Consider the following 23430-nt stretch of genomic DNA (forward strand, 5'->3'; position numbering starts at 1 on the left):
CTCCCGGATTAATGTAGTTAGTAAATGTATGGCACTGACCACCTTGGGAAGGGGAGACATCACATCACTACAAATTCCGGCAATTGCGTACGTGGCAACGGCAAGTTATTTAATCTCAAACGTAAACCGTGGATCATGCCGGATGAAGTAGGCGTCGCTACCGTCGTGAATATTATTGATACGTGCCCGAGCGGCGCACTGAAATACCGTCATAAATAAGTGAGGGTCATAATAAATTTTACATCAATGATGCCCAGGGAAATCAAATAGCTGAAATTGTCTTTGTGCCGACCGGAGAGAATTTAGCGATTATCGAACATACCGATGTTGATGAAAGCCTGAAAGGGCAGGGGATTGGTAAACAACTGGTAGCGAAAGTTGTGGAAAAAATGCGCCAGGAAAAACGGAAAATTATCCCACTGTGCCCGTTTGCGAAACACGAATTTGATAAAACGCGCGAGTCTGATGATATTCGCAGTTGATGGTGCGAAGGCTGGAAGGACGTTTTCCCAAAAGCAAAAACCCGCCTTGTGGGCGGGTTTTCAGGAATTAGTGGTGCCCGGACTCGGAATCGAACCAAGGACACGGGGATTTTCAATCCCCTGCTCTACCGACTGAGCTATCCGGGCAACGGGGCGCATTAAACCGTAATCTGCACATCTCGTCAACCTAATTTCAGTAAAAGCGATTCAACTGCTTAAGATTGCGGCAAATTGCTTCTTTTCTGTGTTTTTGTCAGGTCAGTGCGCCACCCTGGCGGCAGCGGGCGAAGCGCAGAATATCTTCCGCCAGCCGGTGTGCGGTGTCGACATCCGCCTGGCTACGATTCACCAGCATTCGGCTCAGGCAACCTTCCAGCACCAGCTCCATCTGCTTCGCTACCATCGCCGGATCGTCAACTTCCAGCGTGGTTAATAGTTCGTGGGTGAAATCGTAGGCCGCGCTTTTTTGCTGATCGGCCAGTTGATGAATAGGGTGGCCAGGATCGGGATAAAACGTACAGGCCGCGATAAACAGACAGCCCGGATAGCGGTTGTTTTTAACGCACTCTGATAACGCCTGATAACGCGCCAGCAGCTTTTGTTCGGCGGTTTGCGTTTCGTCCAGCATCAACTGACGACGCCAGACATCTATCTGTTGGCTAAGATAGCGCAGCGCGTCGTAGAGGATCGCCTCTTTGTCCGGCCAGAATCGCCTTAGCTCATCCAGCGGATAATCCACACGTTCGGCAACCATCTCCAGCGTGGTGTTGGCAATCCCTTGTAATTCTAATAATTTCAGGGCTTCTCCCAGTACATCTTCACGTTGCACGCTATTTTCCTCCGTCTTTCCCACTGCAAGTGTCGTTCACGGTTGGCGATCGCGCAAATGTGCGCTGAAGGTTTCAGCATCCATAAAGCCCGTGACGCGTGCTTGTGGATGCTCCTGGCCTTGTTCGTCAAAAAAGAGAATTGTCGGTAGGCCAAGGACATTTAGATGTTTTAACAGCGCCACATCTTGTGCGTCGTTGGCGGTGACGTTGGCCTGAAGTAAGACCGTGTTAGCCAACGCTTTTTGCACCTGTGGGTCGCTAAAGGTGTATTTCTCGAACTCTTTACAGGCAACGCACCAGTCGGCGTAGAGATCTAACATTACCGGTTTGCCTTTGGCTTCAACGAGCGCCTGATTTAACTCATCCACCGTTTTGATTGGTGTAAAGTTGAGATGCGCCTGAGTTTGCGCGGTATGCGTCGCACCAAATGCCCAATCCTGGAGTGGGCGCACGCTAACCAATGCCGCTGCCAGCAGGATTATTTGCACTACGCGCATCCAGCCGCGTTTGGCCTGTAAGCTGGTGACAAAGGCCCAGCCAAAGAATGCGACGCCCAGCGCCGACCACAAGCGTAATCCCCAGACATCACCAATCACCCGCTCCAGCAGGAAGACCGGCAGCGCGAGGATCACAAAACCAAACGCGGTTTTGACTTGTTCCATCCACGGGCCGCTTTTCGGCAGCAGACGGTTGCCAAAGACAGTAATTAACATCAGCGGTAGACCCATACCCAGCGCATAGAGATAAAGTGTGCCGCCGCCCAGCCACATGTTACCGCTTTGGGCGATATACAACAGAATCGCGCTAAGTGGCGCGGTGGTACATGGTGAGCAGATCAAACCGGCAATCGCCCCCATAACAAACACACCGCCGGGCGAGCCACCCTGTTGGCGATTGCTCATCAGCGTGAGGCGCGTTTGCAGCGAAGAGGGAAGCTGCAGGGTAAACAAGCCAAACATCGACATCGCCAGCAACGTAAAGATGATGGCGAGGCCAATGAGCACGTAAGGGTGCTGTAGCGCCGCCTGGAACTGTAATCCTGCTGCGGCAACTACCAGACCCAGCGCCGTGTAGGTCAGCGCCATCCCTTGCACATAAATAAAGGTCAGCAACAATGCTCTGGCGGTGGAGAGCCGCTGTTTACCGCCCAGCACGATGCCGGAAATCAGTGGGTACATCGGTAGTACGCAGGGGGTGAAGGCGATGCCGATACCGATCAACAATGCCCAGAGCGCAGAAAAGGGCAATTGCGCGGCGGGCTGCTCTTGCTGCGGAACAGACGCAGGTTGTGGCGCTGCGTTATTGGCAAGCACTTCGCTTAACGGTACGGTTTTGGTTTCTGGCGGATAGCAGAAACCAGCGTCAGCGCAGCCCTGGTAAGTGACAGTTAATGTCGCGCCAGCCGTCGCCTGGTTGATGGTCACTGGAAGCGTCAGCCGCTTGCGATAAATCTCGCTTTTGCCGTAAAACTCATCGTCATGCCAGACGCCTGGCGGTAACTGCACGTCGGCAATTTTCGCTTGTTCAGGCGTGATGCGGATCTGTTTACGGTAAAGGTAATAACCGTCTTTGATCTGCCAGGTTAGATTAAGATCATGTTGGTTTTGCTGAAAATCAAAAGCAAAAGCCTGATCCGCTGTGACAAATTGTGAACGTCCTGGCGCGTCGAATAATCCGGCGAAAACGGAAGTGCTGCAAAGTAGCAGGATCAGCGTAAAGATGCGTTGAGCCATGAGAGGTAATCTGTGTCTCCGTGTGTAACAGGTAAAACCAGAAGCTCCGGGGTTTGATACGGATGATGAGACTTCAGGCATTCCAGCAGCGCCTGCTGGTGAGCTTTGTCGGTTTTTAAGATCATCTGTACTTCATATTCCTGTTCCAGCTTACCTTCCCAGTAATAGAGAGAGGTTGCGCCGGGGATCAGGGTTGCGCAAGCCGCCAGTTTTTCTGCCAGCACTTTGGCGGCTAAATCCTGGGCTGTCGCTTCATCCGGCGCAGTACACAGCACCACGACAGACGCGGTATTCGAACTTTTATCATCAAGCATAAACACCTCGCAAGAACAGATGGAACCGCAAGAGAAAGGTCACTATACAACGGACGAGGGAAGGATGTTAGTCGGCGGGAAAGAAAGCGGGGCGTGAACGCCCCGCGATTTGTCATTACAGCATGAAGCTACCCAGCACGAAGCCGAAGCAAACGGCCAGGGCAACACCCAGAGTACCTGGGATGAAGAACGGATGGTTGAAGACGAATTTACCGATACGAGTTGTACCCGTGTCATCCATCTGTACCGCAGCAACCAGCGTCGGGTAGGTCGGCAGAATGAACAGACCAGACACCGCAGCGAAAGAAGCAACAGCGGTCAGCGGAGAAACGTTCAGTGCCAGAGCCATCGGCATCAGTGCTTTTGCGGTTGCAGCCTGAGAGTACAGCAGAGCAGAAGCAAAGAAGAAGATGACAGCCAGCAGCCACGGATGACCCTGAATCACTTCACCAGCGGTATCTTTGATCCAGTCGATGTTGTTGGAAACGAAAGTATCGCCCAGCCATGCAACGCCCAGGATACAAATACAGGCGCTCATACCTGCTTTGAAGGTGCTGGAGTTGAGGATGTTGTCGGTATCAACTTTACAGATAACGGTGGTCAGAGTTGCAACGCTGAGCATGATGATCAGGATTGCGTTGGTGGTGTTCATCAGCGGTTTTTCAACCAGGCCCATGCTCGGGCTGTTGATGATTGCATAGATAACCACGCCAACTACGCCCAGCAGGAACAGCCAGACGGAAGTTTTTGCACCGGATTTGATTTCAATCTGTTTTTCACCGCGCAGTTCAACCAGGCCTTCTTCCAGACGCTTACGATAAATCGGATCGTCAGAGAGTTTGGAGTTGAACAGCATAGTGACCAGGAAGGACATCACCAGAACCGCCAGCAGGGTGGACGGGATGACCACAGAGAGCAGATGGAGGTAGCTGATGCCATGACCTTCCATTACGGAAGACATGTAAACCACTGCCGCTGAGATTGGCGATGCGGTGATCGCAATCTGCGCGGAAACCACTGCAGTAGACAGCGGACGGCAAGGTTTAACGCCTTGTTCCTTCGCAACTTCAGCGATAACTGGCAGCGTTGCCAGAGAGATGTTGCCAGTACCCGCAAAGATTGTCAGGAAATAAGTCACGATCGGAGCGAGGATCGTGATGTATTTCGGGTTACGGCGCAGCAGCTTTTCTGTCTGATGAACCAGATAGTCCAGACCGCCAGCAACCTGCATGGCAGAAATAGCGGCGATAACCGCCATGATAATGGAAATGACATCGAACGGGATGTTACCAGGTTTGACGCCGATAGCGGCAAGAACCAGCACCCCCAATCCGCCTGCAAAACCAATACCTATTCCCCCCAGTCTGGCGCCCAAGAAGATCGCCAGCAAAACTATGATGAGTTCTACAACTAGCATATTAGCCTTCCTTGTTTTTTAACAAGTTGATATTAGATTGTTATTTTTAAGTTACTACTCACAAGAAAAAAGGCACGTCGTCTGACGTGCCTTTTTTATTTGTACTACCCTGTACGATTACTGTTCGCTTTCATCAGTATAGCGTTTTGCTTTGTAAGCCGGGTGCATCAGATTCTGTACGGAGAAAATATCGTCAAGTTCCGCTTCAGTCAACAGACCGCGTTCCAGAACGACTTCACGTACACTCTTACCGGTTTCGGCACAGATTTTACCCACGATGTCACCGTTGTGGTGACCGATGAACGGGTTCAGGTAAGTGACGATACCGATAGAGTTGTAAACGTAACCTTCGCACACTTCTTTGTTAGCAGTGATGCCGTTAACGCATTTTTCCAGCAGGTTGTAGCAAGCGTTGGTCAGAATGTGAACGGATTCGAACATGGCCTGGCCAATGACCGGCTCCATAACGTTCAACTGCAGCTGACCTGCTTCTGCTGCCATGGTAACAGTGGTGTCGTTACCGATGACTTTGAAGCATACCTGGTTAACCACTTCCGGAACAACCGGGTTTACTTTAGCTGGCATGATGGAAGAGCCCGCCTGCAGTTCCGGCAGGTTGATCTCGTTCAGGCCGGCACGTGGGCCAGAAGAGAGCAAGCGCAGGTCGTTACAGATTTTGGACATCTTCACAGCCAGACGTTTCAGCGCGCCGTGAACCATAACGTAAGCACCGCAGTCAGAGGTCGCTTCGATCAGGTCTTCAGCCGGAACGCATGGGAAGCCAGTGACTTCAGCCAGTTTTTTCACTGCCAGCGGAGAGTACTCTTTCGGCGTGTTCAGGCCAGTACCGATTGCCGTTGCGCCGAGGTTAACTTCCAGCAGCAGTTCAGCGGTACGTTGGATGTTTTTCACTTCTTCTTTCAGCAGGATGCTGAAAGCGCGGAATTCCTGACCAAGGGTCATCGGTACTGCGTCCTGCAGCTGGGTACGACCCATTTTCAGGATGTCCTGGAATTCGACAGCTTTACGTTCAAAGCCTTCACGCAGTTGGTTAATTGCATCTACCAGTTTAATCAGGGAAGAGTAAACCGCGATACGGAAACCGGTCGGGTAGGCGTCGTTAGTGGACTGACATTTGTTAACATGGTCGTTCGGGTTCAGGTACTGATATTCACCTTTCTGGTGACCCATCAGTTCCAGACCGATATTGGCCAGCACTTCGTTGGTGTTCATGTTTACGGAAGTACCTGCGCCGCCCTGGTAGACGTCTACCGGGAACTGATCCATGCATTTTCCGTTATTCAGGACTTCATCACATGCGGCAATGATTGCATTCGCTACACTTTTAGGAATGGTTTGCAGCTCTTTGTTTGCCATAGCTGCGGCTTTTTTAACCATTACCATACCGCGAACAAATTCAGGAATATCGCTGATTTTGCTGTTGCTGATATAGAAGTTTTCAATCGCTCTCAGAGTGTGAACACCATAGTAGGCATCAGCTGGAACTTCCCTGGTACCCAACAGATCTTCTTCGATACGAATGTTGTTTGACATGTGAACCTTCTTTTTCAAGCTGCCAATGATTTGCTTTAAACACACAGAATATATGTGGTTTCGAATGTTTTTCGACCGACGATTATCCCCTGCATCGGCCGAATACCCGGGATCATATGCTGCTTGAGGATTTCTACCGTAATCTGGATCACTTTAAGTGTCGGTTTTTACCCCTTAATTATTAATTTGTGAAATAGATCACCGCTTTGGGATTACTACCAAAAATAGTTGCGCAAACATCTTGAAATTTTGCTAATGACCACAATATAAGTTGAACGCGATTCGCAACCCATTCAGGCGTCCGGATTTAACCGGTTGCTATTACAGGAGAAACCTTTGCGCTGGTTACCTTTTATTGCCATCTTTCTTTATGTCTATATTGAGATTTCAATTTTTATTCAGGTTGCCCATGTTCTGGGGGTATTGCTGACCCTCGTATTGGTTATATTCACATCGGTTATCGGTATGTCACTGGTACGTAACCAGGGCTTTAAGAATTTCGTGCTGATGCAGCAAAAAATGGCGGCGGGTGAAAACCCAGCGGCGGAGATGATTAAAAGTGTTTCGTTGATCATTGCCGGTTTGCTGCTTTTATTGCCGGGCTTTTTCACCGATTTCCTCGGTCTTCTGCTTTTATTACCGCCGGTGCAAAAGCATCTGACAGTGAAGCTGATGCCGCATTTGCGTTTCTCCCGGATGCCGGGCGGCGGTTTTAGCGCCGGGACCGGTGGTGGTAATACTTTTGATGGTGAGTATCAGCGAAAGGATAATGACCACGATCGTCTTGATCATAAAGACGATCGCCAGGATTAATGTCAAAACGCCGGATTATGTGGTTATGCCATTTTCCGGCGTTTTTCGTTTTGGCAAAAACAGCCATAACCCCGCCAGCATGATTAGCGCATAGAGACTTTTCCAGCCGACCATTGCCAGTAACAGAACGCATAACAGCCCGCCAATCACCGCCAGTACGCGATAACGTCCTTGCAATAATTTACAGCCTGCCAACATGCACAACAGGTAAATCATAATAAAGATGCCGTTGGCATAAATAATGAGTGCGTCCAGATTGATCCCTAAAGCATGAATCACCAACGTGCTTACTACGCAACAGCCGAGCACCGCATTGAGGGCATTATTCGGGATATGGCGAGAAGAGAGGCGTGCCAGGTAGTGCTCAGGATTATGTTGCGCCTGTGACCAGACCAGGCGGGCGAAGCTCTGTATATAAATGTTGAGACTGGCAAAGCAGGCCAGATAGCCAATTACGCAGGCAATCCATAACGCTCCTACACCGAACAGTTGCACTACAATTTTTGGAAGCGATGCTGCCGCGGCCATTTGTTCACCATAGGCGTCGAAGTGTAAGACGACTACCGTACAGCCCCAGTAGACTAATCCTGCCAGCAGCAGACCAATCATCAAAGCACGAGGAAAATCACGCTCTGGATTTTTAAACTCCGAGGCGAGATGGGCAAATGCTTCCAGACCGACAAAGCACCAGAACATCACTGATAACGCAGCAAATAACCCGGTAAGTTCGATATTACCAGGTGCAGGGAAGGGGATATTCGCAGGTTTGATATCGCCCGCCCACCAGATAGCGACAATCAGCGCGACGATAAGTCCGGCAATAACGGTTTGTAGATTAGCACTGGAACTGGCACCGCGAGTACCGATATACCACACCAACGCCAGCGTACCGAGTTCTGCCAACAACAGTTGCCAGCTATGCCAGCCAAACATTGCCTGGCCGAATCCGGCTGCAATTTGTAGCGCGGCAGGCAAACCCACGGGAATGACCGATAAAAACAACCAGCCGGTGACTCGCTCAAGCCGCGAACCAAACGCCATACCGACGAAGTGCGCGACGCCGCCTGCGCTGGGATAGTGGCGACCCAGAATCGCAAACACAATCGCAATCGGGAACACTAAGATAATCAAAACGGGCCACGCCCACAGGCTGTTATTGCCCGCTACCAGTGCAGCTAACGCAGGAACGGCAAACACGCCAGTGCCTAATAATGACGTCGATAGCAGGCCAATGCCCTGGGCCAGCCCCAGTTCTTGTTTGAGTCCACTCATGGGTTGATGTCCGATTGCGCCCAAATTTTGGGCAACTGCGTAGATTTTCGATGGTAGCACAATCAGATTCGCTTATGACGGTGATGAAGAAATTGCGATGAAATGTGAGGTGAATCAGGGTTTTCACCCGATTTTGTGCTGATCAGAATTTTTTTTCTTTTTCCCCCTTGAAGGGGCGAAGCCTCATCCCCATTTCTCTGGTCACCAGCCGGGAAACCACGTAAGCTCCGGCGTCACCCATAACAGATACGGACTTTCTCAAAGGAGAGTTATCAATGAATATTCGTCCATTGCATGATCGCGTGATCGTCAAGCGTAAAGAAGTTGAAACTAAATCTGCTGGCGGCATCGTTCTGACCGGCTCTGCAGCGGCTAAATCCACCCGTGGCGAAGTGCTGGCTGTCGGCAATGGCCGTATCCTTGAAAATGGCGAAGTGAAGCCGCTGGACGTGAAAGTTGGCGACATCGTTATTTTCAACGATGGCTACGGTGTGAAATCTGAGAAGATCGACAATGAAGAAGTGTTGATCATGTCCGAAAGCGACATTCTGGCAATTGTTGAAGCGTAATCCGCGCACGACACTGAACATACGAATTTAAGGAATAAAGATAATGGCAGCTAAAGACGTAAAATTCGGTAACGACGCTCGTGTGAAAATGCTGCGCGGCGTAAACGTACTGGCAGATGCAGTGAAAGTTACCCTCGGTCCGAAAGGCCGTAACGTAGTTCTGGATAAATCTTTCGGTGCACCGACCATCACCAAAGATGGTGTTTCCGTTGCTCGTGAAATCGAACTGGAAGACAAGTTCGAAAATATGGGTGCGCAGATGGTAAAAGAAGTTGCCTCTAAAGCGAACGACGCTGCAGGCGACGGTACTACCACCGCAACCGTACTGGCTCAGGCTATAATCACTGAAGGTCTGAAAGCTGTTGCTGCGGGCATGAACCCGATGGATCTGAAACGTGGTATCGACAAAGCCGTTACCGCTGCAGTTGAAGAACTGAAAACGCTGTCCGTACCGTGCTCTGACTCCAAAGCTATTGCTCAGGTTGGTACTATCTCCGCTAACTCCGACGAAACCGTAGGTAAACTGATCGCTGAAGCGATGGACAAAGTCGGTAAAGAAGGCGTTATCACCGTTGAAGACGGTACTGGTCTGCAGGACGAACTGGACGTGGTTGAAGGTATGCAGTTCGACCGTGGCTACCTGTCTCCTTACTTCATCAACAAGCCGGAAACTGGCGCAGTAGAACTGGAAAGCCCGTTCATCCTGCTGGCTGACAAGAAAATCTCCAACATCCGCGAAATGCTGCCGGTTCTGGAAGCCGTTGCCAAAGCAGGCAAACCGCTGCTGATCATCGCTGAAGATGTTGAAGGCGAAGCGCTGGCAACTCTGGTTGTTAACACCATGCGTGGCATCGTGAAAGTTGCTGCGGTTAAAGCTCCGGGCTTCGGCGATCGTCGTAAAGCTATGCTGCAGGATATCGCAACCCTGACTGGCGGTACCGTAATCTCTGAAGAGATCGGTATGGAGCTGGAAAAAGCAACCCTGGAAGACCTGGGGCAGGCTAAACGTGTTGTGATCAACAAAGACACCACCACCATCATCGATGGCGTGGGTGAAGAAGCTGCAATCCAGGGCCGTGTTGCTCAGATCCGTCAGCAGATTGAAGAAGCAACTTCTGATTACGACCGTGAAAAACTGCAGGAGCGCGTAGCGAAACTGGCAGGCGGCGTTGCAGTTATCAAAGTAGGTGCTGCTACCGAAGTTGAAATGAAAGAGAAAAAAGCACGCGTTGAAGACGCCCTGCACGCGACCCGTGCTGCGGTAGAAGAAGGCGTAGTTGCTGGTGGTGGTGTTGCGCTGATCCGCGTAGCGTCTAAACTGGCTGACCTGCGTGGTCAGAACGAAGACCAGAACGTGGGTATCAAAGTTGCACTGCGTGCAATGGAAGCTCCGCTGCGTCAGATCGTCCTGAACTGCGGTGAAGAACCGTCTGTTGTTGCTAACACCGTTAAAGGCGGCGACGGCAACTACGGTTACAACGCAGCAACCGAAGAATACGGCAACATGATCGACATGGGTATCCTGGATCCAACCAAAGTAACTCGTTCTGCTCTGCAGTATGCAGCTTCTGTGGCTGGTCTGATGATCACCACCGAGTGCATGGTTACCGACCTGCCGAAAAACGATGCAGCTGACTTAGGCGCTGCTGGCGGTATGGGCGGCATGGGTGGCATGGGCGGCATGATGTAATTGCCCTGCACCTCGCAGAAATAAAGAAACCCCCGGGCAGAAATGTCTGGGGGTTTTTCTTTTGGTCATCTTTCTAGTATAAGATTCAGACACGGACGACGCGAGTTGCGTCCAGCTCATTGATTATGGGGAATAACATGCACGTAAAATACTTAGCAGGGATTGTCGGTGCCGCGCTACTGATGGCGGGTTGTAGCTCCAGCAACGAATTGAGTGCTGCCGGTCAGAGTGTGCGCATTGTTGACGAGCAACCAGGTGCAGAGTGCCAACTGATTGGTACTGCGACAGGTAAGCAAAGTAACTGGCTTTCCGGGCAACACGGTGAAGAAGGCGGTTCTATGCGCGGTGCAGCAAACGATCTGCGCAACCAGGCAGCAGCAATGGGCGGTAATGTGATTTATGGTATCAGCAGCCCGTCGCAGGGGATGTTGTCCAGTTTTGTTCCGACTGATAGCCAGATTATCGGCCAGGTTTATAGGTGCCCGAACTGAGGCTGGATGACAAACGTGTAATTGCCTGATGCGCTTCGCTTATCAGGCCTACATCGAGCATTGCAACTGATTGAATAATCGAGAATTTGTAGACAGGATAAGGCGTTTTCGCCGCATCCGGCATGATCAACGATCACGTTATCAGTAATTCCAGGCTGGATGGCTCCAGCCTCGCATTCAAAAAGATGAGATTATTTCGCCTGTGGCGCGGCCTTGCTGATGGACTGAACTCGTAAGTGATGTATTGCGCGTAAGCATTGATCCTGAGTCAGCGGTTGGGCGTTATTTGCTGCTACTGTACGAACGTAAACCTGAGATGGCACACCTGCGAGTTTTTTCAGCCGTGGACTGAAATCAAGCATCCGGCGTGTGATAGCCTCAATTTCTTTACCCGCTGTCGCTTCACGCGTTTTCACCACCGCGCCGCTAAATTGTTCTTTGCCACTTTCATCTTTAAAGCGATAAAGCACCGCCAGATAATGGCTAAACAGATTATGTTTCCATTCTGGCTGAGAATAGGTGTCATATTCCAGATTGCCATTGTCCTGGCAGTCGACGTCATATAACGGCAGGAAATCTAATAGCGATGTAATACGCAATGCCAGTTCACGCATTTCAGCATTATTAATTGCATGAATAATTGCTCGCGCCAGCATTTCAATCTGCAACTCATTAACGACTAACTCACATTTGCTACCGTCATGTAGCGTTAATACGAAGGTAAGATTTTCGCCCTGATTTTCGGTAAGTTCCAGCGTGTTAACCCGGCGATTAATATCGGCATTTTTAAGCTCATCAACCAGAATTTCTGGGATATTCTCTGCCATTTTCTTCATAACTTTATCGCGAGCCTGCTCATACTGAATACGTGTATCAGCATCCAGTTTATGCTTTTGATGCAGACGACTTTCTAGCGCAATCAGTAGGTCGCGTAGTTCCATGACAGACATAAAGAATAACGATTCTTTATTGCGAGGCTCTTTAATTTTCAGCGCCAGTGCAATGAAATTATTACTCTTGCGAATAACACCGGTATTAACACCCTTGATGCTTATGGCCATGTAGGTTCTCCCTAACCATTTCTCAATCAAATAATTAATTTTAATTAATAAGCCAGGTAAATGGGCTTGCTAGTAATAATTGTTAAAATAACATAAATAGCAGTGCTCACTCTATATATAAACAGAAAAGAAAAGTTAATTATTGGTGTTGGCTATATAAAGAGTAAAAATAGCAACGTAAATGAATAATTAAAGGTTATGCAATGGGCAAAGATTAAACTTCCCTGTTTAATGACCTGTCTCTGTTCTCGTATTCGTTGCTCTTGGCGGATGCGGCATAAATGCCTTATCCTGCCTACAGCTCATTGAGTTTCAATGCACGATGTAGGCCTGACAAGCGAAGCGCATCAGGCAATTTTCTGTTTAACTTCCCTGTTAATCAGTTACTGCTGGCGTAGCTGGAGATCCAGAGGCGTTTTGCTGGGTTCACCGCCAATCTCGCGCGCCAGTTTCGGCACCAGATATCCCGACACCAGTGTCAGCAACTCACGCATAATCTGCCGTGCTTCATCATCACTCACCATAAAATGCGCTGCGCCCTGCACTTTATCGAGCACATGCAGGTAATAGGGCATCACGCCCGCATCGAACAACGCATTACTCAGGTTTGCCAGCGTTTGTGCGTTATCGTTCACACCACGTAACAGAACGCTCTGGTTAAGCAGGGTGACACCGACACGGCGCAACTTAGCCATCGCCTGACGGAATGTTTCATCTACCTCATTGGCATGGTTGATGTGATTCACCAGCAAGATTTGCAGCGTAGAATGTGAAAAGCGTTCAACCAGCGCATCTGTGATGCGTGCCGGGATCACAATCGGCAGACGGCTGTGAATCCGCAGACGTTTTATATGCGGGATGGCTTCCAGTTGCGTCAGCAGCCAGTCCAGCTCGTGATCTTTCGCCATCAACGGATCGCCGCCGGAGAAAATAATCTCGTCCAGTTCCGGATGCGCCGCAACATACTCAAGTGCCGCCTGCCAGTTACGCTTGTTGCCCTGATTTTCGGCATACGGGAAGTGGCGACGGAAACAGTAGCGACAATTTACCGCGCAGCCGCCTTTAACCAACAGTAGCGCCCGGTTGTGGTATTTATGCAACAAACCAGGCACTACGCTGTGCTGTTCTTCCAGCGGGTCGGTGGAGAATCCGGGCGCGACGACAAACTCATCTTGCGAGGTAATTACCTGACGCAAAAGTGGATCGTCAGGATTGCCTTTCTCCATGCGATCGATAAATGAGCGGGGCACGCGCAGGGCAAACAGCTTTTTGGCGCTGCGTCCGGCCAACAGTTTTTCGTCCGCGTCTATATTCAAAAGACGCAGAAGTTCATCAGGATCGGTCACAACATCGGCAAGTTGCGTTAACCAATCTTCTCTGGATGGGGTATTTAGGGTTACAATATGCGCCATTTTGTGGCTTAGCTACCAATTAACAAATTTCAGAGGGCCTTATGGCAACGTACTATAGCAACGATTTTCGTGCTGGTCTTAAAATCATGTTAGACGGCGAACCTTACGCGGTTGAAGCGAGTGAATTCGTAAAACCGGGTAAAGGCCAGGCATTTGCTCGCGTTAAACTGCGTCGTCTGCTGACTGGTACTCGCGTAGAAAAAACTTTCAAATCTACTGATTCCGCTGAAGGCGCTGATGTTGTCGATATGAACCTGACTTACCTGTACAACGACGGTGAGTTCTGGCACTTCATGAACAACGAAACTTTCGAGCAGCTGTCTGCTGATGCAAAAGCAATTGGTGACAACGCTAAATGGCTGCTGGATCAGGCAGAGTGCATTGTAACTCTGTGGAATGGTCAGCCGATCTCCGTTACTCCGCCGAACTTCGTTGAACTGGAAATCGTTGATACTGATCCGGGTCTGAAAGGCGATACCGCAGGTACTGGCGGCAAACCGGCTACCCTGTCTACTGGTGCTGTGGTTAAAGTTCCGCTGTTCGTACAGATCGGCGAAGTCATCAAAGTGGATACCCGCTCTGGTGAATACGTCTCTCGCGTGAAGTAATGCGGTTGTGGTGCGGCCTGCTGGCTGCACCATCACTTATTCAGGTCAGAGATGATGAAACGCCTTATCGTTCTTGTTTTGCTTGCCAGCACGCTGCTTACGGGCTGTAACACCGCTCGGGGTTTCGGCGAAGACATCAAACATCTTGGTAATTCCATCTCCCGCGCTGCCAGCTAATTTATTCTTCACTTCCTAAAAATCATCAGATTTCCGTCATTTTTGGTGATGTTGTCTATTATTAATTTGCTATAGGCAAACACAAATAACATTACCTAAAAGGAAGACGTTATGGTTAAGAAGACAATTGCAGCGATCTTTTCTGTTCTGGTGCTTTCAACAGTATTAACTGCCTGCAACACCACGCGTGGCGTTGGTGAAGACATCTCTGATGGCGGTAACGCGATTTCTGGCGCAGCGACGAAAGCGCAGCAATAAGCAATAACGGTACGGCAGATTTGTCGTGCCGTTTGTTTTTCTCGGCGGTAATCACTGCCGTAACCGTTGAAATTTCCTCTTAAATCGGCAAAATACCTCCTTCACCATCAGCTTTGCAGGACGACCTGCAAACGCTTCTTTTCACCGGGGACGGCCCCAATTCTCCGGAGCCTGATATGTCCTGGATTATCTTAGTTATTGCTGGTCTGCTGGAAGTGGTATGGGCCGTTGGCCTGAAATATACCCACGGCTTTAGTCGTTTGACGCCGAGTGTTATTACTGTGACGGCGATGATTGTCAGTATGGCGCTACTTGCCTGGGCGATGAAATCGTTACCAGTAGGGACGGCTTATGCCGTGTGGACGGGTATTGGCGCAGTCGGCGCGGCCATCACCGGCATTGTACTGCTCGGTGAGTCCGCTAATCCGATGCGCCTGGCGAGTCTGGCGTTAATCGTATTGGGGATTATTGGTCTGAAACTCAGCACTCACTAACTACCGGGCTGCTGTACCCAAATAAATTTACTGACATCAAACCCTTCCCGGGTCGCGACTGCCAGCATCTCCTGTTTCACTTCGTCAGAAATGGTTGGCGTGCGGGAGAGTATCCACAGGTAGTCGCGGTCCGGGCCGCAAACCAGCGCATGGCGGTATTCCCGATCAAGTGCAATGACGTTATAACCGCCATAGAAAGGACCAAAGAATGACACTTTCAGCGCAGCGCGAGTTGGTGCGCCGGTAAAGTACGCTTTCCCTTCACTCTGCTGCCACATTCCTCTGTCAGGGTTATAGCCTTTATTAATGACATTCAGGCCGCCGTCATCACGCAGGCTGTATGTTGCGGTGACTTTTTCCAGTCCACGTTCAAAGCGGTGATCAAAACGGGCAATCTCATACCAGGTACCGAGATAACGTTTGGCGTCGAAATTATTCACTACGGTCACGCCACGCGGCGGCGTAGGAGAACTGCAGGCAACGACCAGAAATGCAGCTGTCGCTGCGGCAACGAGAGGGAGCAGGCGCATAAATGTTTCCTTACTGGTTTTTTTCTAAGTGTAGATGACAGCAAGGAAAAGCGGAGAAAAGGTCCGAAAATTCGGACCATCTGCGTTGTTATTGCAAAGCGTTGAGAATTTGCCAGGCGGCAGCGACTCTCGCTGGATTGGGATAGTTTTTGTTAGCCAGCATCACAATCCCCAGCTCTTTCTCTGGAATAAATGCGATGTAGCTACCAAACCCGCCGGTCGCGCCTGTTTTATGTACCCATGATGCACGTACCGCAGGGGCAGGCGGAGTAATCGCTTTTACTGGTCGTGCTGCCAGCGCAATTTTACTGTCGCTGCCATTAATGATGCTGTCTTGATCTGCCGGCCAGTCCAGCATTTCCCAGCCCAGACCTTGATACATGTCGCCAGTTTGCCAGTAGCGCGACTGCGCCAGCTGGATACCTTGCTGAAGCGTTTTGTCGTTGATATCACGGGGATTCATATTGCTCTGCGCCCAGCGAGCCATATCTTCAATGGTTGATTTCACACCATAAGCTTCAGCATCTAATGTCCCTGGCGAAACATGCACTGCCTTACCTTCGCGATATCCCCAGGCGTAATTCTTTTCTTCTGCGGGCGGCACATTAATCCACGTATGGTTGAGTTTGAGTGGCTGGAAAACACGAGTTTGCATCGCCTGTTCAAAGCTCAAACCAGATGGTTTCACAGCCAACGCGCCGAACAAACCGATACTGGAGTTGGCATACAGACGCTGTGTTCCTGGTGCCCAGGTGGGCAGCCAGTTTTGATAGAAACGTAGCAAGTCGTCTGAGGACTTCACTTCATCGGGCACCTGTAACGGCAGGCCGCCAGCGGTGTAGGTTGCAAGATGTAATAGCGTGATCCCGTTCCACTGTTTAGCAGTAAGTTCAGGCCAGTATTTTGTCGCGGGATCGCTTAGGTTGATTTCCCCTCGTGCAATAGCGTCGCCACCGAGCACACCCGTAAATGTTTTGCTGACAGAACCTAACTCAAACAACGTTTGCTGTGTGACGGGCTGCTTTTTTGCTACGTCCGCATAGCCCCAGGTAAAGTAATAGGGCTTGCCCTGATAAATCACCGCAACCGCCATGCCAGGGATTTTTTGTTGCTCTATAAGCGGAGTCATTGTGCGATGCACAATATCGTTGAGCTGTTGGGGGGCGGAAAGTGCGGAGCAAGAGGCGGTAATTAATAAGGCGCAGAGCGTCGTTTTGAACATGGGTCTGGTTTCCATACAAAACGGCCCGCCATAGGCGGGCCGGATTTACATTGGCGATACGTTAGATTGTAACGATACCAATCAGCGTGACAACTGTCAGGATAGCAGCCAGACCGTAGAAAACCCATTTGCCCGCAGGCACGTGGATTTTCAGATCGTGCATCGCGTGGTGCATACGGTGTAAACCACACCACAGCGGCAGGACGATCATCAGGAACAGGAATACGCGACCAATGAAGCTCTGTGCGAACGCCAGAACGCGCTCATAGCTCAGTGCATCACCCGGAAACAGCCCCAGTGGTAGCAGAATGCCAACCAGCAGGATCATCACCGGCGCAATGATTGCGCTCCACATACCACCGGCCCCGAAGAGGCCCCAGAATACCGGTTCGTCAGAACGCTTTGGATTTGGATTAATCATCTCAGGCTCCTTACCAGTACAGGGCAACAAACAGGATTACGATGGTGGCAACCACAGTTACCGCCCAGAGACTTTTGATAATTGGCTCTGGTCCCATTTTTTCGTCTTTTACAATGATATTGGCCGCTTTTGGTGCCAGCTCAAACCAGGTTTTTGTGTGCAGAAGGGCTGCCGCCAGAGTAATCAGGTTAATGATCACGATAACCGGGTTTTGTAAAAAGTCGACGAATCCCGCCCAGGATTCCGGGCCATTTTTCAGGGCAAACAGCCCGAAAATCAGTTCAATGCTGAACCACACAGCCGGAACCGCCGTGCCTTCGCGCAGCATGTAAAAGCGATAAAACGGCAATTTTTTCCACCAGGTGGACGTCATTGGCCGTACATACGGTTTACGTTTAGTCGTCATGTTGCACTCCTTAGCGTGGTTTCAGGGTCGCGATAAGAAAGTCTTTCGAACTTTCTACTTTGCCCTGCTGAATGGCCGCAGCCGGATCGACGTGTTTCGGGCAGACTTCGGAGCAGTAGCCCACGAAAGTACAGCTCCATACGCCGTTCTGGCTGTTCAACTGCGCCATACGCTCCTTCTTACCGTGGTCGCGGCTATCTTCGTTATAACGATGCGCCAGCGTAATGGCAGCCGGACCGATGAACTCTGGGTTCAGGCCAAACTGCGGGCACGCGGCGTAGCACAGACCACAGTTGATGCAACCGGAGAACTGGTGATACTTCGCCATCTGCGCCGGGGTCTGGATGTTAGTACCCTGATCCGCAGTGCGGGAGTTGCCGATGATGTACGGTTTGATCGCTTCCAGACTTTCGATGAAGTGGGTCATATCGACGACCAGATCGCGTTCGATCGGGAAGTTAGCTAACGCTTCAACCTTCATACCGTCGGTGTAGTCGCGCAGGAAGGTTTTACATGCCAGTTTCGGTACGTTGTTAACCATCATGCCGCAGGAACCACAAATCGCCATACGGCAGGACCAGCGGTAGCTCAGGTCTGGTGCCAGGTTGTCTTTGATATAGCCCAGCGCATCCAGTAATGAGGTGGTTGCGTCATAAGGCACTTCATAGAATGCGCTATGCGGTGCGGTATCGACTTCCGGGTTATAGCGCACCACCTCGATTTTCAGGTTCTTCATCTCAGCCATTCGCCTTCTCCTTCTTATTGGCTGCTTCAGCCTTATCGGCTGCATCCGCTTCGCCACCGTAAACGCGTTTAGCTGGCGGCAGCGTAGTAATCTTCACGTCGCTGTACTCCAGGCGAGTAGTGCCATCAGCATCGCGGAAGGCGAGGGTGTGTTTGAGGAAGTTGACGTCGTCACGCTCGGTGCAACCTTCGTCCAGACGCTGGTGCGCGCCGCGAGATTCTTTACGTGCCATCGCGGAGTGTGCCATACATTCAGCAACGTTCAGCCCATGACCCAGCTCAATGGTGTAGAGCAGGTCGGTGTTGAACACGCTGGAGGTGTCGGTGATACGCACGCGCTTGAAGCGTTCTTGCAGTTCCGCCAGTTTGTCGATGGTTTTCTGCATCAGTTCCGGTGTACGGTAGATACCGCAACCTTCTTCCATGGACTGGCCCATTTCGTCGCGGATCTTCGCCCAGTTTTCGCCGCCATCCTGGTTAACCAGATCTTTCAGGCGCTGCTCAACGCCAGCAACCTGGGCATTGATTGCCGCATCGTTGCCATTACCAGCAGTAGATGCGCGTTCCATTGCTTGCTCACCCGCCAGACGACCGAAGACCACCAGTTCCGCCAGCGAGTTGGAACCCAGACGGTTTGCACCGTGCAGACCAACAGAGGAACATTCGCCAACGGCAAACAGACCTTTAATACGGGTTTCGCAGTTTTGATCGGTTTCGATACCGCCCATGGTGTAGTGCGCGGTCGGACGTACCGGAATCGGTTCTTTAACCGGATCGACGCCAACGTACGCTTTCGCCAGTTCACAGATGAACGGCAGACGTTCGTGCAGTTTTTTCTCGCCCAGATGACGCAGGTCGAGATAAACCACATCGCCGCGTGGCGTGGAGATGGTGTTACCTTTACGCCATTCGTGCCAGAAGGCCTGAGAAACTTTGTCACGCGGACCCAGTTCCATGTATTTGTTTTTCGGCTCGCCCAGCGGCGTTTCCGGGCCCATACCGTAGTCTTGCAGATAACGGTAGCCGTTTTTGTTGACCAGAATACCGCCTTCACCACGGCAACCTTCGGTCATCAGGATACCGGAACCCGGCAGGCCGGTCGGGTGATACTGAACAAATTCCATATCACGCAGCGGAACGCCATGGCTCAGTGCCATACCCATACCGTCGCCAGTTACGATGCCACCATTGGTGTTGTAGCGATATACGCGACCCGCACCGCCGGTTGCCATAACTACTGCATTAGCGCGGATCTGCACCAACGTACCTTCCATCATGTTCATGGCTACAAGGCCGCGAACATGACCATCATCGACCAGAATATCCAGCACGAAGTGTTCGTCAAAACGCTGGATCTGCGGGAATTGCAGAGAAGTCTGGAACAGCGTGTGCAGCATATGGAAGCCGGTCTTATCGGCGGCGAACCAGGTACGCTCGATTTTCATGCCGCCGAAGCGACGGACGTTGACGCTACCATCCGGGCGACGGCTCCATGGGCATCCCCACAGTTCCAGTTGGGTCATTTCGGTTGGGCAGTGGTGGACGAAATAATCCACAACATCCTGCTCACATAACCAGTCGCCACCCGCTACTGTATCGTGAAAGTGATATTCGAAGCTGTCATGATCCTGCGCGACAGCGGCTGAGCCCCCTTCAGCGGCAACGGTATGGCTGCGCATCGGGTATACTTTTGAGATTAGTGCGATTTTTGCATTTGGATTTGCCTGCGCGGCAGCAATTGCAGCACGTAATCCCGCGCCACCGGCACCTACAATGGCAAGATCGGCTTGAAAGGTTTGCACGACATTCCTCCAGATTGTTTTTATCCCGCAGCACCGTACTTCAGGGTAAGTATCTGAAAGTTACGGTCTGCGAACGCTATTCCACTGCTCCTTTATAGGTACAACAGTATAGTCTGATGGATAAGTCTGAAATTTGACGAGATCGATTTTTTTAGCGTGCCAGGGGGCTAAATTATCACTGAAGATGATTAATTTAATTACTAAAGCATCATGTTGTGGTTTTTTTAGTCACTGCCCACCGTTGATTGATTCCTGCGTAAAATTTGTCTCGCCGTCGCGTTGCGAGTAGACTTCGTGCCCTTGTTAAAAACTGGAGATTTTACTATGAGCGAAACGGCATCCTGGCAGCCGAGCGCATCCATTCCTAACTTATTAAAGCGCGCGGCGATTATGGCGGAGATCCGTCGTTTCTTTGCCGATCGTGGAGTGCTGGAGGTGGAGACGCCTTGTATGAGCCAGGCGACGGTAACCGATATTCATCTGGTCCCGTTTGAGACACGTTTCGTTGGCCCCGGGCATTCGCAGGGGATGAATCTCTGGTTAATGACCAGCCCGGAATACCACATGAAACGCCTGTTGGTTGCCGGTTGTGGTCCGGTATTCCAGCTGTGTCGCAGCTTCCGTAATGAAGAGATGGGGCGTTATCATAACCCTGAGTTCACGATGCTGGAGTGGTATCGACCGCACTATGATATGTACCGGTTGATGAACGAGGTGGACGATCTTCTGCAACAGGTGCTGGACTGCCCGGCAGCAGAAAGCCTCTCTTATCAGCAAGCCTTCTTGCGTTATCTGGAAATTGATCCGCTCTCTGCTGATAAAACGCAGTTGCGGGAAGTGGCGGCAAAGCTGGATCTCAGCAACGTTGCAGATACCGAAGAAGACCGCGACACGCTGCTGCAACTGTTGTTTACCTTTGGCGTGGAACCGAACATTGGTAAAGAGAAACCAACTTTTGTGTACCATTTTCCAGCCACTCAGGCATCACTGGCACAAATCAGTACCGAGGATCATCGGGTCGCAGAACGCTTCGAGGTCTACTACAAAGGTATTGAGCTGGCGAATGGTTTCCATGAATTGACGGATGCCCGTGAACAGCAACAACGTTTTGAACAGGATAACCGTAAACGTGCGGCACGTGGTTTACCGCAGCATCCTATCGACCATAACCTGATCGAAGCTCTTGAAGTTGGTATGCCCGACTGTTCCGGCGTGGCGTTAGGTGTTGACCGCCTGGTGATGTTAGCACTGGGCGCGGAGACACTGGCAGAAGTGATCGCCTTTAGTGTCGACCGGGCATAATTCTGAAAAATTGGCTATAAATCAACATAGAATGGCGTAGTCAGCGCCATTCTGTAGCATATGTTTTCATTTTTCCGCTAAAGCGCACAATTTAAGACTGGATGTTTGCTATCATCCGGGTATCAATTCTGTTTTAGTTTTATTGTTGCCCACCAATCGGTGGGTAGTGCAGTTAGTTGGCGCGTTTAATATGCGCGCTGAAATGAAGGATGATTTCATGCCTCACACGATAAAAAAGATGAGTCTAATTGGACTCATACTGATGATCTTTACTTCAGTATTCGGTTTTGCGAATAGCCCTTCGGCTTATTATTTAATGGGATATAGTGCGATTCCGTGGTATATATTTTCTGCATTATTATTCTTTATTCCATTCGCCTTAATGATGGCTGAAATGGGGGCTGCCTATCGCAAAGAAGAAGGCGGTATCTATTCCTGGATGAATAATAGCGTTGAACCACGTTTTGCTTTCATCGGCACATTTATGTGGTTTTCCTCTTATATCATTTGGATGGTGAGTACTTCCGCTAAAGTCTGGGTGCCGTTTTCTACTTTCCTCTATGGTAGCGATATGACCCAGCACTGGCGCATTGCTGGGCTTGAGCCTACGCAGGTGGTTGGGCTGCTGGCTGTAGCATGGATGATTCTGGTTACCGTCGTTGCCTCGAAAGGGATTAATAAAATTGCCCGTATTACTGCGGTGGGCGGTATTGCAGTAATGTGTCTTAATTTAGTATTGCTGTTAGTAAGCATTACTATTTTGTTATTAAATGGTGGGCATTTCGCGCAGGATATTAATTTCCTGGCATCACCGAATCCGGGATATCAGTCCGGACTGGCGATGTTATCTTTTGTCGTATTTGCCATTTTTGCTTATGGCGGAATTGAGGCTGTAGGTGGACTGGTAGATAAAACGGAAAACCCAGAAAAGAACTTTGCTAAAGGTATTGTTTTTGCCGCTATTGTTATTTCAATCGGTTATTCGTTGGCAATATTCTTATGGGGCGTCAGCACTAACTGGCAGCAGGTATTAAGTAATGGTTCTGTTAACCTCGGCAATATTACCTATGTGCTGATGAAGAGCCTGGGGATGTCGCTGGGTAACGCGCTGCATTTATCACCTGAAGCGTCATTGTCGCTGGGCATATGGTTTGCGCGTATTACCGGACTTTCCATGTTCCTCGCTTACACCGGTGCGTTCTTTACGCTCTGCTATTCACCACTGAAAGCAATCATCCAGGGAACGCCGAAAGCCTTATGGCCGGAGCCGATGACGCGCCTGAACGCCATGGGGATGCCGTCCATTGCCATGTGGATGCAGTGTGGGTTGGTTACTGTCTTCATCCTGCTGGTTTCCTTTGGCGGCGGCACCGCATCGGCATTCTTTAACAAGCTGACGCTGATGGCGAACGTTTCCATGACCATTCCGTATCTGTTCCTCGCGCTGGCTTTCCCGTTCTTTAAAGCGCGTCAGGATCTCGACAGACCGTTTGTGATTTTCAAAACGCATATGTCGGCAATGATCGCGACGGTGGTTGTCGTACTGGTGGTGACTTTTGCGAACGTCTTCACCATCATCCAGCCAGTGGTTGAGGCCGGAGACTGGGACAGCACATTGTGGATGATTGGCGGACCTGTCTTCTTCTCTCTGTTAGCGATGGCGATTTACCAGAACTATTGCAGCCGCATGGCGAGTCAGCCTGAGTTAACTTTAGATTGATTGTCTGCAATGACAACTCATCGCCAGTCCGGCGATGAGTTGTCAGGAAGAAATGCGTTATGGCTGATACTCTCCGGAGCCGGAGATAACTGAAGATGATGCTAAGCT

The 23430-nt window shown here is 50.4% G+C and carries 25 protein-coding genes, 1 tRNA gene and 1 pseudogene; 12 read left to right on the forward strand and 15 right to left on the reverse strand.

Features of this window, described 5'->3' with window-relative positions; all coding sequences use genetic code 11:
• Positions 1–63 precede the first annotated feature (63 nt).
• A pseudogene (yjdI, locus tag HEM79_RS12170) lies at positions 64–219 on the forward strand (4Fe-4S mono-cluster protein YjdI); the annotation flags it as partial.
• Positions 216–482, forward strand: coding sequence for a GNAT family N-acetyltransferase (locus HEM79_RS12175; RefSeq protein ID WP_176241574.1), 267 nt, complete (start codon positions 216–218; stop codon positions 480–482). The pseudogene yjdI and the gene HEM79_RS12175, both read left to right, overlap by 4 nt.
• 71 nt (positions 483–553) lie before the next feature.
• Here HEM79_RS12175 and HEM79_RS12180 read toward each other — a convergent pair.
• The 6 genes from HEM79_RS12180 to aspA all read right to left on the reverse strand — a co-directional run bounded on the left by HEM79_RS12180 (position 554) and on the right by aspA (position 6330).
• Positions 554–629 (reverse strand) — tRNA-Phe (locus tag HEM79_RS12180).
• A 106-nt stretch (positions 630–735) separates the two neighbouring features.
• A complete protein-coding gene (locus HEM79_RS12185) occupies positions 736–1311 on the reverse strand; it encodes a transcriptional regulator (protein WP_001188520.1) in 576 nt (191 codons plus the stop codon).
• A gap of 36 nt (positions 1312–1347) precedes the next feature.
• Positions 1348–3045 (reverse strand): protein-disulfide reductase DsbD, encoded by a 1698-nt coding sequence (gene dsbD, locus HEM79_RS12190; RefSeq protein ID WP_176241563.1) that lies wholly within the window; start codon positions 3043–3045, stop codon positions 1348–1350.
• Positions 3021–3359 (reverse strand): divalent cation tolerance protein CutA, encoded by a 339-nt coding sequence (gene cutA / locus HEM79_RS12195; RefSeq protein WP_000883313.1) that lies wholly within the window; start codon positions 3357–3359, stop codon positions 3021–3023. The genes dsbD and cutA overlap by 25 nt, the downstream gene beginning before the upstream one ends.
• 115 nt (positions 3360–3474) lie before the next feature.
• Positions 3475–4776 carry an anaerobic C4-dicarboxylate transporter DcuA gene (dcuA, locus tag HEM79_RS12200; RefSeq protein ID WP_000961959.1) on the reverse strand — a complete coding sequence of 434 codons (1302 nt, stop codon included), beginning with the start codon at positions 4774–4776 and terminating at the stop codon, positions 3475–3477.
• A gap of 117 nt (positions 4777–4893) precedes the next feature.
• A complete protein-coding gene (gene aspA, locus HEM79_RS12205; RefSeq protein WP_010344893.1) occupies positions 4894–6330 on the reverse strand; it encodes an aspartate ammonia-lyase in 1437 nt (478 codons plus the stop codon).
• A 336-nt stretch (positions 6331–6666) separates the two neighbouring features.
• On the opposite strand from aspA, the gene HEM79_RS12210 reads away from it, so the two are divergent.
• Positions 6667–7143 (forward strand): FxsA family protein, encoded by a 477-nt coding sequence (locus HEM79_RS12210; protein ID WP_001267449.1) that lies wholly within the window; start codon positions 6667–6669, stop codon positions 7141–7143.
• A 15-nt stretch (positions 7144–7158) separates the two neighbouring features.
• Here the strand turns inward: HEM79_RS12210 and yjeH are convergent, their stop codons facing one another.
• Positions 7159–8415 (reverse strand): L-methionine/branched-chain amino acid transporter, encoded by a 1257-nt coding sequence (gene yjeH, locus HEM79_RS12215; RefSeq protein ID WP_176241564.1) that lies wholly within the window; start codon positions 8413–8415, stop codon positions 7159–7161.
• 275 nt (positions 8416–8690) lie between these two features.
• Between yjeH and HEM79_RS12220 the strand changes: the two genes are divergently transcribed.
• The 3 genes from HEM79_RS12220 (at position 8691) to HEM79_RS12230 (ending at position 11165) form a co-directional block, all read left to right on the forward strand.
• Positions 8691–8984 (forward strand): co-chaperone GroES, encoded by a 294-nt coding sequence (locus HEM79_RS12220; protein ID WP_001026276.1) that lies wholly within the window; start codon positions 8691–8693, stop codon positions 8982–8984.
• Positions 8985–9027: 43 nt separating this feature from the next.
• Positions 9028–10674: a chaperonin GroEL gene (gene groL, locus HEM79_RS12225; protein WP_000729121.1), complete on the forward strand. Its 1647-nt coding sequence runs from the start codon at positions 9028–9030 to the stop codon at positions 10672–10674.
• Positions 10675–10811: 137 nt separating this feature from the next.
• A complete protein-coding gene (locus tag HEM79_RS12230; protein WP_176241565.1) occupies positions 10812–11165 on the forward strand; it encodes a DUF4156 domain-containing protein in 354 nt (117 codons plus the stop codon).
• A 191-nt stretch (positions 11166–11356) separates the two neighbouring features.
• Here the strand turns inward: HEM79_RS12230 and HEM79_RS12235 are convergent, their stop codons facing one another.
• Together HEM79_RS12235 and epmB are read right to left on the reverse strand one after the other, a co-directional pair.
• On the reverse strand, positions 11357–12226 hold the full coding sequence (locus HEM79_RS12235; protein ID WP_176241566.1) for a YjeJ family protein: 870 nt from the start codon (positions 12224–12226) through the stop codon (positions 11357–11359).
• A gap of 383 nt (positions 12227–12609) precedes the next feature.
• Positions 12610–13638 carry an EF-P beta-lysylation protein EpmB gene (gene epmB / locus HEM79_RS12240; protein ID WP_176241567.1) on the reverse strand — a complete coding sequence of 343 codons (1029 nt, stop codon included), beginning with the start codon at positions 13636–13638 and terminating at the stop codon, positions 12610–12612.
• Positions 13639–13679: 41 nt separating this feature from the next.
• Between epmB and efp the strand changes: the two genes are divergently transcribed.
• From efp to sugE, 4 genes are all read left to right on the forward strand, one after another.
• Positions 13680–14246 carry an elongation factor P gene (gene efp / locus HEM79_RS12245; protein ID WP_000257278.1) on the forward strand — a complete coding sequence of 189 codons (567 nt, stop codon included), beginning with the start codon at positions 13680–13682 and terminating at the stop codon, positions 14244–14246.
• A 51-nt stretch (positions 14247–14297) separates the two neighbouring features.
• A complete protein-coding gene (gene ecnA / locus HEM79_RS12250) occupies positions 14298–14423 on the forward strand; it encodes a lipoprotein antitoxin entericidin A (RefSeq protein WP_000977757.1) in 126 nt (41 codons plus the stop codon).
• 111 nt (positions 14424–14534) lie between these two features.
• Entirely contained in the window at positions 14535–14681 is a 147-nt protein-coding gene (ecnB, locus tag HEM79_RS12255; protein ID WP_000239596.1) for a lipoprotein toxin entericidin B, read from the forward strand.
• Between the two features lie 176 nt (positions 14682–14857).
• The gene (gene sugE, locus HEM79_RS12260) at positions 14858–15175 is read left to right on the forward strand and encodes a quaternary ammonium compound efflux SMR transporter SugE (RefSeq protein ID WP_000118482.1); all 318 of its coding nucleotides are present in this window, start codon (positions 14858–14860) and stop codon (positions 15173–15175) included.
• Here the strand turns inward: sugE and blc are convergent.
• From blc to frdA, 6 genes are all read right to left on the reverse strand, one after another.
• Complete coding sequence (blc, locus tag HEM79_RS12265; RefSeq protein WP_001238378.1) at positions 15172–15705, reverse strand: lipocalin Blc; 534 nt, start codon at positions 15703–15705, stop codon at positions 15172–15174. The two genes, sugE and blc, sit on opposite strands and share 4 nt — an antisense overlap.
• A gap of 88 nt (positions 15706–15793) precedes the next feature.
• The gene (locus tag HEM79_RS12270; protein WP_176241575.1) at positions 15794–16927 is read right to left on the reverse strand and encodes a BlaEC family class C beta-lactamase; all 1134 of its coding nucleotides are present in this window, start codon (positions 16925–16927) and stop codon (positions 15794–15796) included.
• Between the two features lie 61 nt (positions 16928–16988).
• The gene (frdD, locus tag HEM79_RS12275; RefSeq protein ID WP_001299198.1) at positions 16989–17348 is read right to left on the reverse strand and encodes a fumarate reductase subunit FrdD; all 360 of its coding nucleotides are present in this window, start codon (positions 17346–17348) and stop codon (positions 16989–16991) included.
• 10 nt (positions 17349–17358) lie between these two features.
• On the reverse strand, positions 17359–17754 hold the full coding sequence (gene frdC / locus HEM79_RS12280; RefSeq protein WP_000208763.1) for a fumarate reductase subunit FrdC: 396 nt from the start codon (positions 17752–17754) through the stop codon (positions 17359–17361).
• A 10-nt stretch (positions 17755–17764) separates the two neighbouring features.
• Positions 17765–18499, reverse strand: a complete 735-nt coding sequence (gene frdB, locus HEM79_RS12285) for a fumarate reductase iron-sulfur protein (RefSeq protein WP_000829498.1) — start codon at positions 18497–18499, stop codon at positions 17765–17767.
• Positions 18492–20300, reverse strand: coding sequence for a fumarate reductase (quinol) flavoprotein subunit (frdA, locus tag HEM79_RS12290; protein WP_001192969.1), 1809 nt, complete (start codon positions 20298–20300; stop codon positions 18492–18494). The genes frdB and frdA overlap by 8 nt, the downstream gene beginning before the upstream one ends.
• Positions 20301–20624: 324 nt before the next feature.
• Between frdA and epmA the strand changes: the two genes are divergently transcribed.
• Positions 20625–21602: an elongation factor P--(R)-beta-lysine ligase gene (gene epmA, locus HEM79_RS12295; protein WP_000004775.1), complete on the forward strand. Its 978-nt coding sequence runs from the start codon at positions 20625–20627 to the stop codon at positions 21600–21602.
• A gap of 217 nt (positions 21603–21819) precedes the next feature.
• Positions 21820–23322, forward strand: a complete 1503-nt coding sequence (yjeM, locus tag HEM79_RS12300) for a glutamate/gamma-aminobutyrate family transporter YjeM (protein ID WP_176241568.1) — start codon at positions 21820–21822, stop codon at positions 23320–23322.
• Positions 23323–23430: the final 108 nt, after the last annotated feature.

It is taken from the genome of Escherichia sp. 93.0816, assembly GCF_013368855.2.
GTDB lineage: Bacteria > Pseudomonadota > Gammaproteobacteria > Enterobacterales > Enterobacteriaceae > Escherichia > Escherichia ruysiae.

Bases quoted from the DNA above. Each gene is read 5' to 3' on its own strand.
- dsbD (WP_176241563.1), bottom strand. From the start codon at position 3,045: ATGGCTCAACGCATCTTTACGCTGATCCTGCTACTTTGCAGCACTTCC.
- cutA (WP_000883313.1), bottom strand. From the start codon at position 3,359: ATGCTTGATGATAAAAGTTCGAATACCGCGTCTGTCGTGGTGCTGTGT.
- dcuA (WP_000961959.1), bottom strand. From the start codon at position 4,776: ATGCTAGTTGTAGAACTCATCATAGTTTTGCTGGCGATCTTCTTGGGC.
- aspA (WP_010344893.1), bottom strand. From the start codon at position 6,330: ATGTCAAACAACATTCGTATCGAAGAAGATCTGTTGGGTACCAGGGAA.
- yjeH (WP_176241564.1), bottom strand. From the start codon at position 8,415: ATGAGTGGACTCAAACAAGAACTGGGGCTGGCCCAGGGCATTGGCCTG.
- HEM79_RS12220 (WP_001026276.1), top strand. From the start codon at position 8,691: ATGAATATTCGTCCATTGCATGATCGCGTGATCGTCAAGCGTAAAGAA.
- groL (WP_000729121.1), top strand. From the start codon at position 9,028: ATGGCAGCTAAAGACGTAAAATTCGGTAACGACGCTCGTGTGAAAATG.
- HEM79_RS12230 (WP_176241565.1), top strand. From the start codon at position 10,812: ATGCACGTAAAATACTTAGCAGGGATTGTCGGTGCCGCGCTACTGATG.
- HEM79_RS12235 (WP_176241566.1), bottom strand. From the start codon at position 12,226: ATGGCCATAAGCATCAAGGGTGTTAATACCGGTGTTATTCGCAAGAGT.
- epmB (WP_176241567.1), bottom strand. From the start codon at position 13,638: ATGGCGCATATTGTAACCCTAAATACCCCATCCAGAGAAGATTGGTTA.
- efp (WP_000257278.1), top strand. From the start codon at position 13,680: ATGGCAACGTACTATAGCAACGATTTTCGTGCTGGTCTTAAAATCATG.
- ecnA (WP_000977757.1), top strand. From the start codon at position 14,298: ATGATGAAACGCCTTATCGTTCTTGTTTTGCTTGCCAGCACGCTGCTT.
- ecnB (WP_000239596.1), top strand. From the start codon at position 14,535: ATGGTTAAGAAGACAATTGCAGCGATCTTTTCTGTTCTGGTGCTTTCA.
- sugE (WP_000118482.1), top strand. From the start codon at position 14,858: ATGTCCTGGATTATCTTAGTTATTGCTGGTCTGCTGGAAGTGGTATGG.
- blc (WP_001238378.1), bottom strand. From the start codon at position 15,705: ATGCGCCTGCTCCCTCTCGTTGCCGCAGCGACAGCTGCATTTCTGGTC.
- HEM79_RS12270 (WP_176241575.1), bottom strand. From the start codon at position 16,927: ATGTTCAAAACGACGCTCTGCGCCTTATTAATTACCGCCTCTTGCTCC.
- frdD (WP_001299198.1), bottom strand. From the start codon at position 17,348: ATGATTAATCCAAATCCAAAGCGTTCTGACGAACCGGTATTCTGGGGC.
- frdC (WP_000208763.1), bottom strand. From the start codon at position 17,754: ATGACGACTAAACGTAAACCGTATGTACGGCCAATGACGTCCACCTGG.
- frdB (WP_000829498.1), bottom strand. From the start codon at position 18,499: ATGGCTGAGATGAAGAACCTGAAAATCGAGGTGGTGCGCTATAACCCG.
- epmA (WP_000004775.1), top strand. From the start codon at position 20,625: ATGAGCGAAACGGCATCCTGGCAGCCGAGCGCATCCATTCCTAACTTA.
- yjeM (WP_176241568.1), top strand. From the start codon at position 21,820: ATGCCTCACACGATAAAAAAGATGAGTCTAATTGGACTCATACTGATG.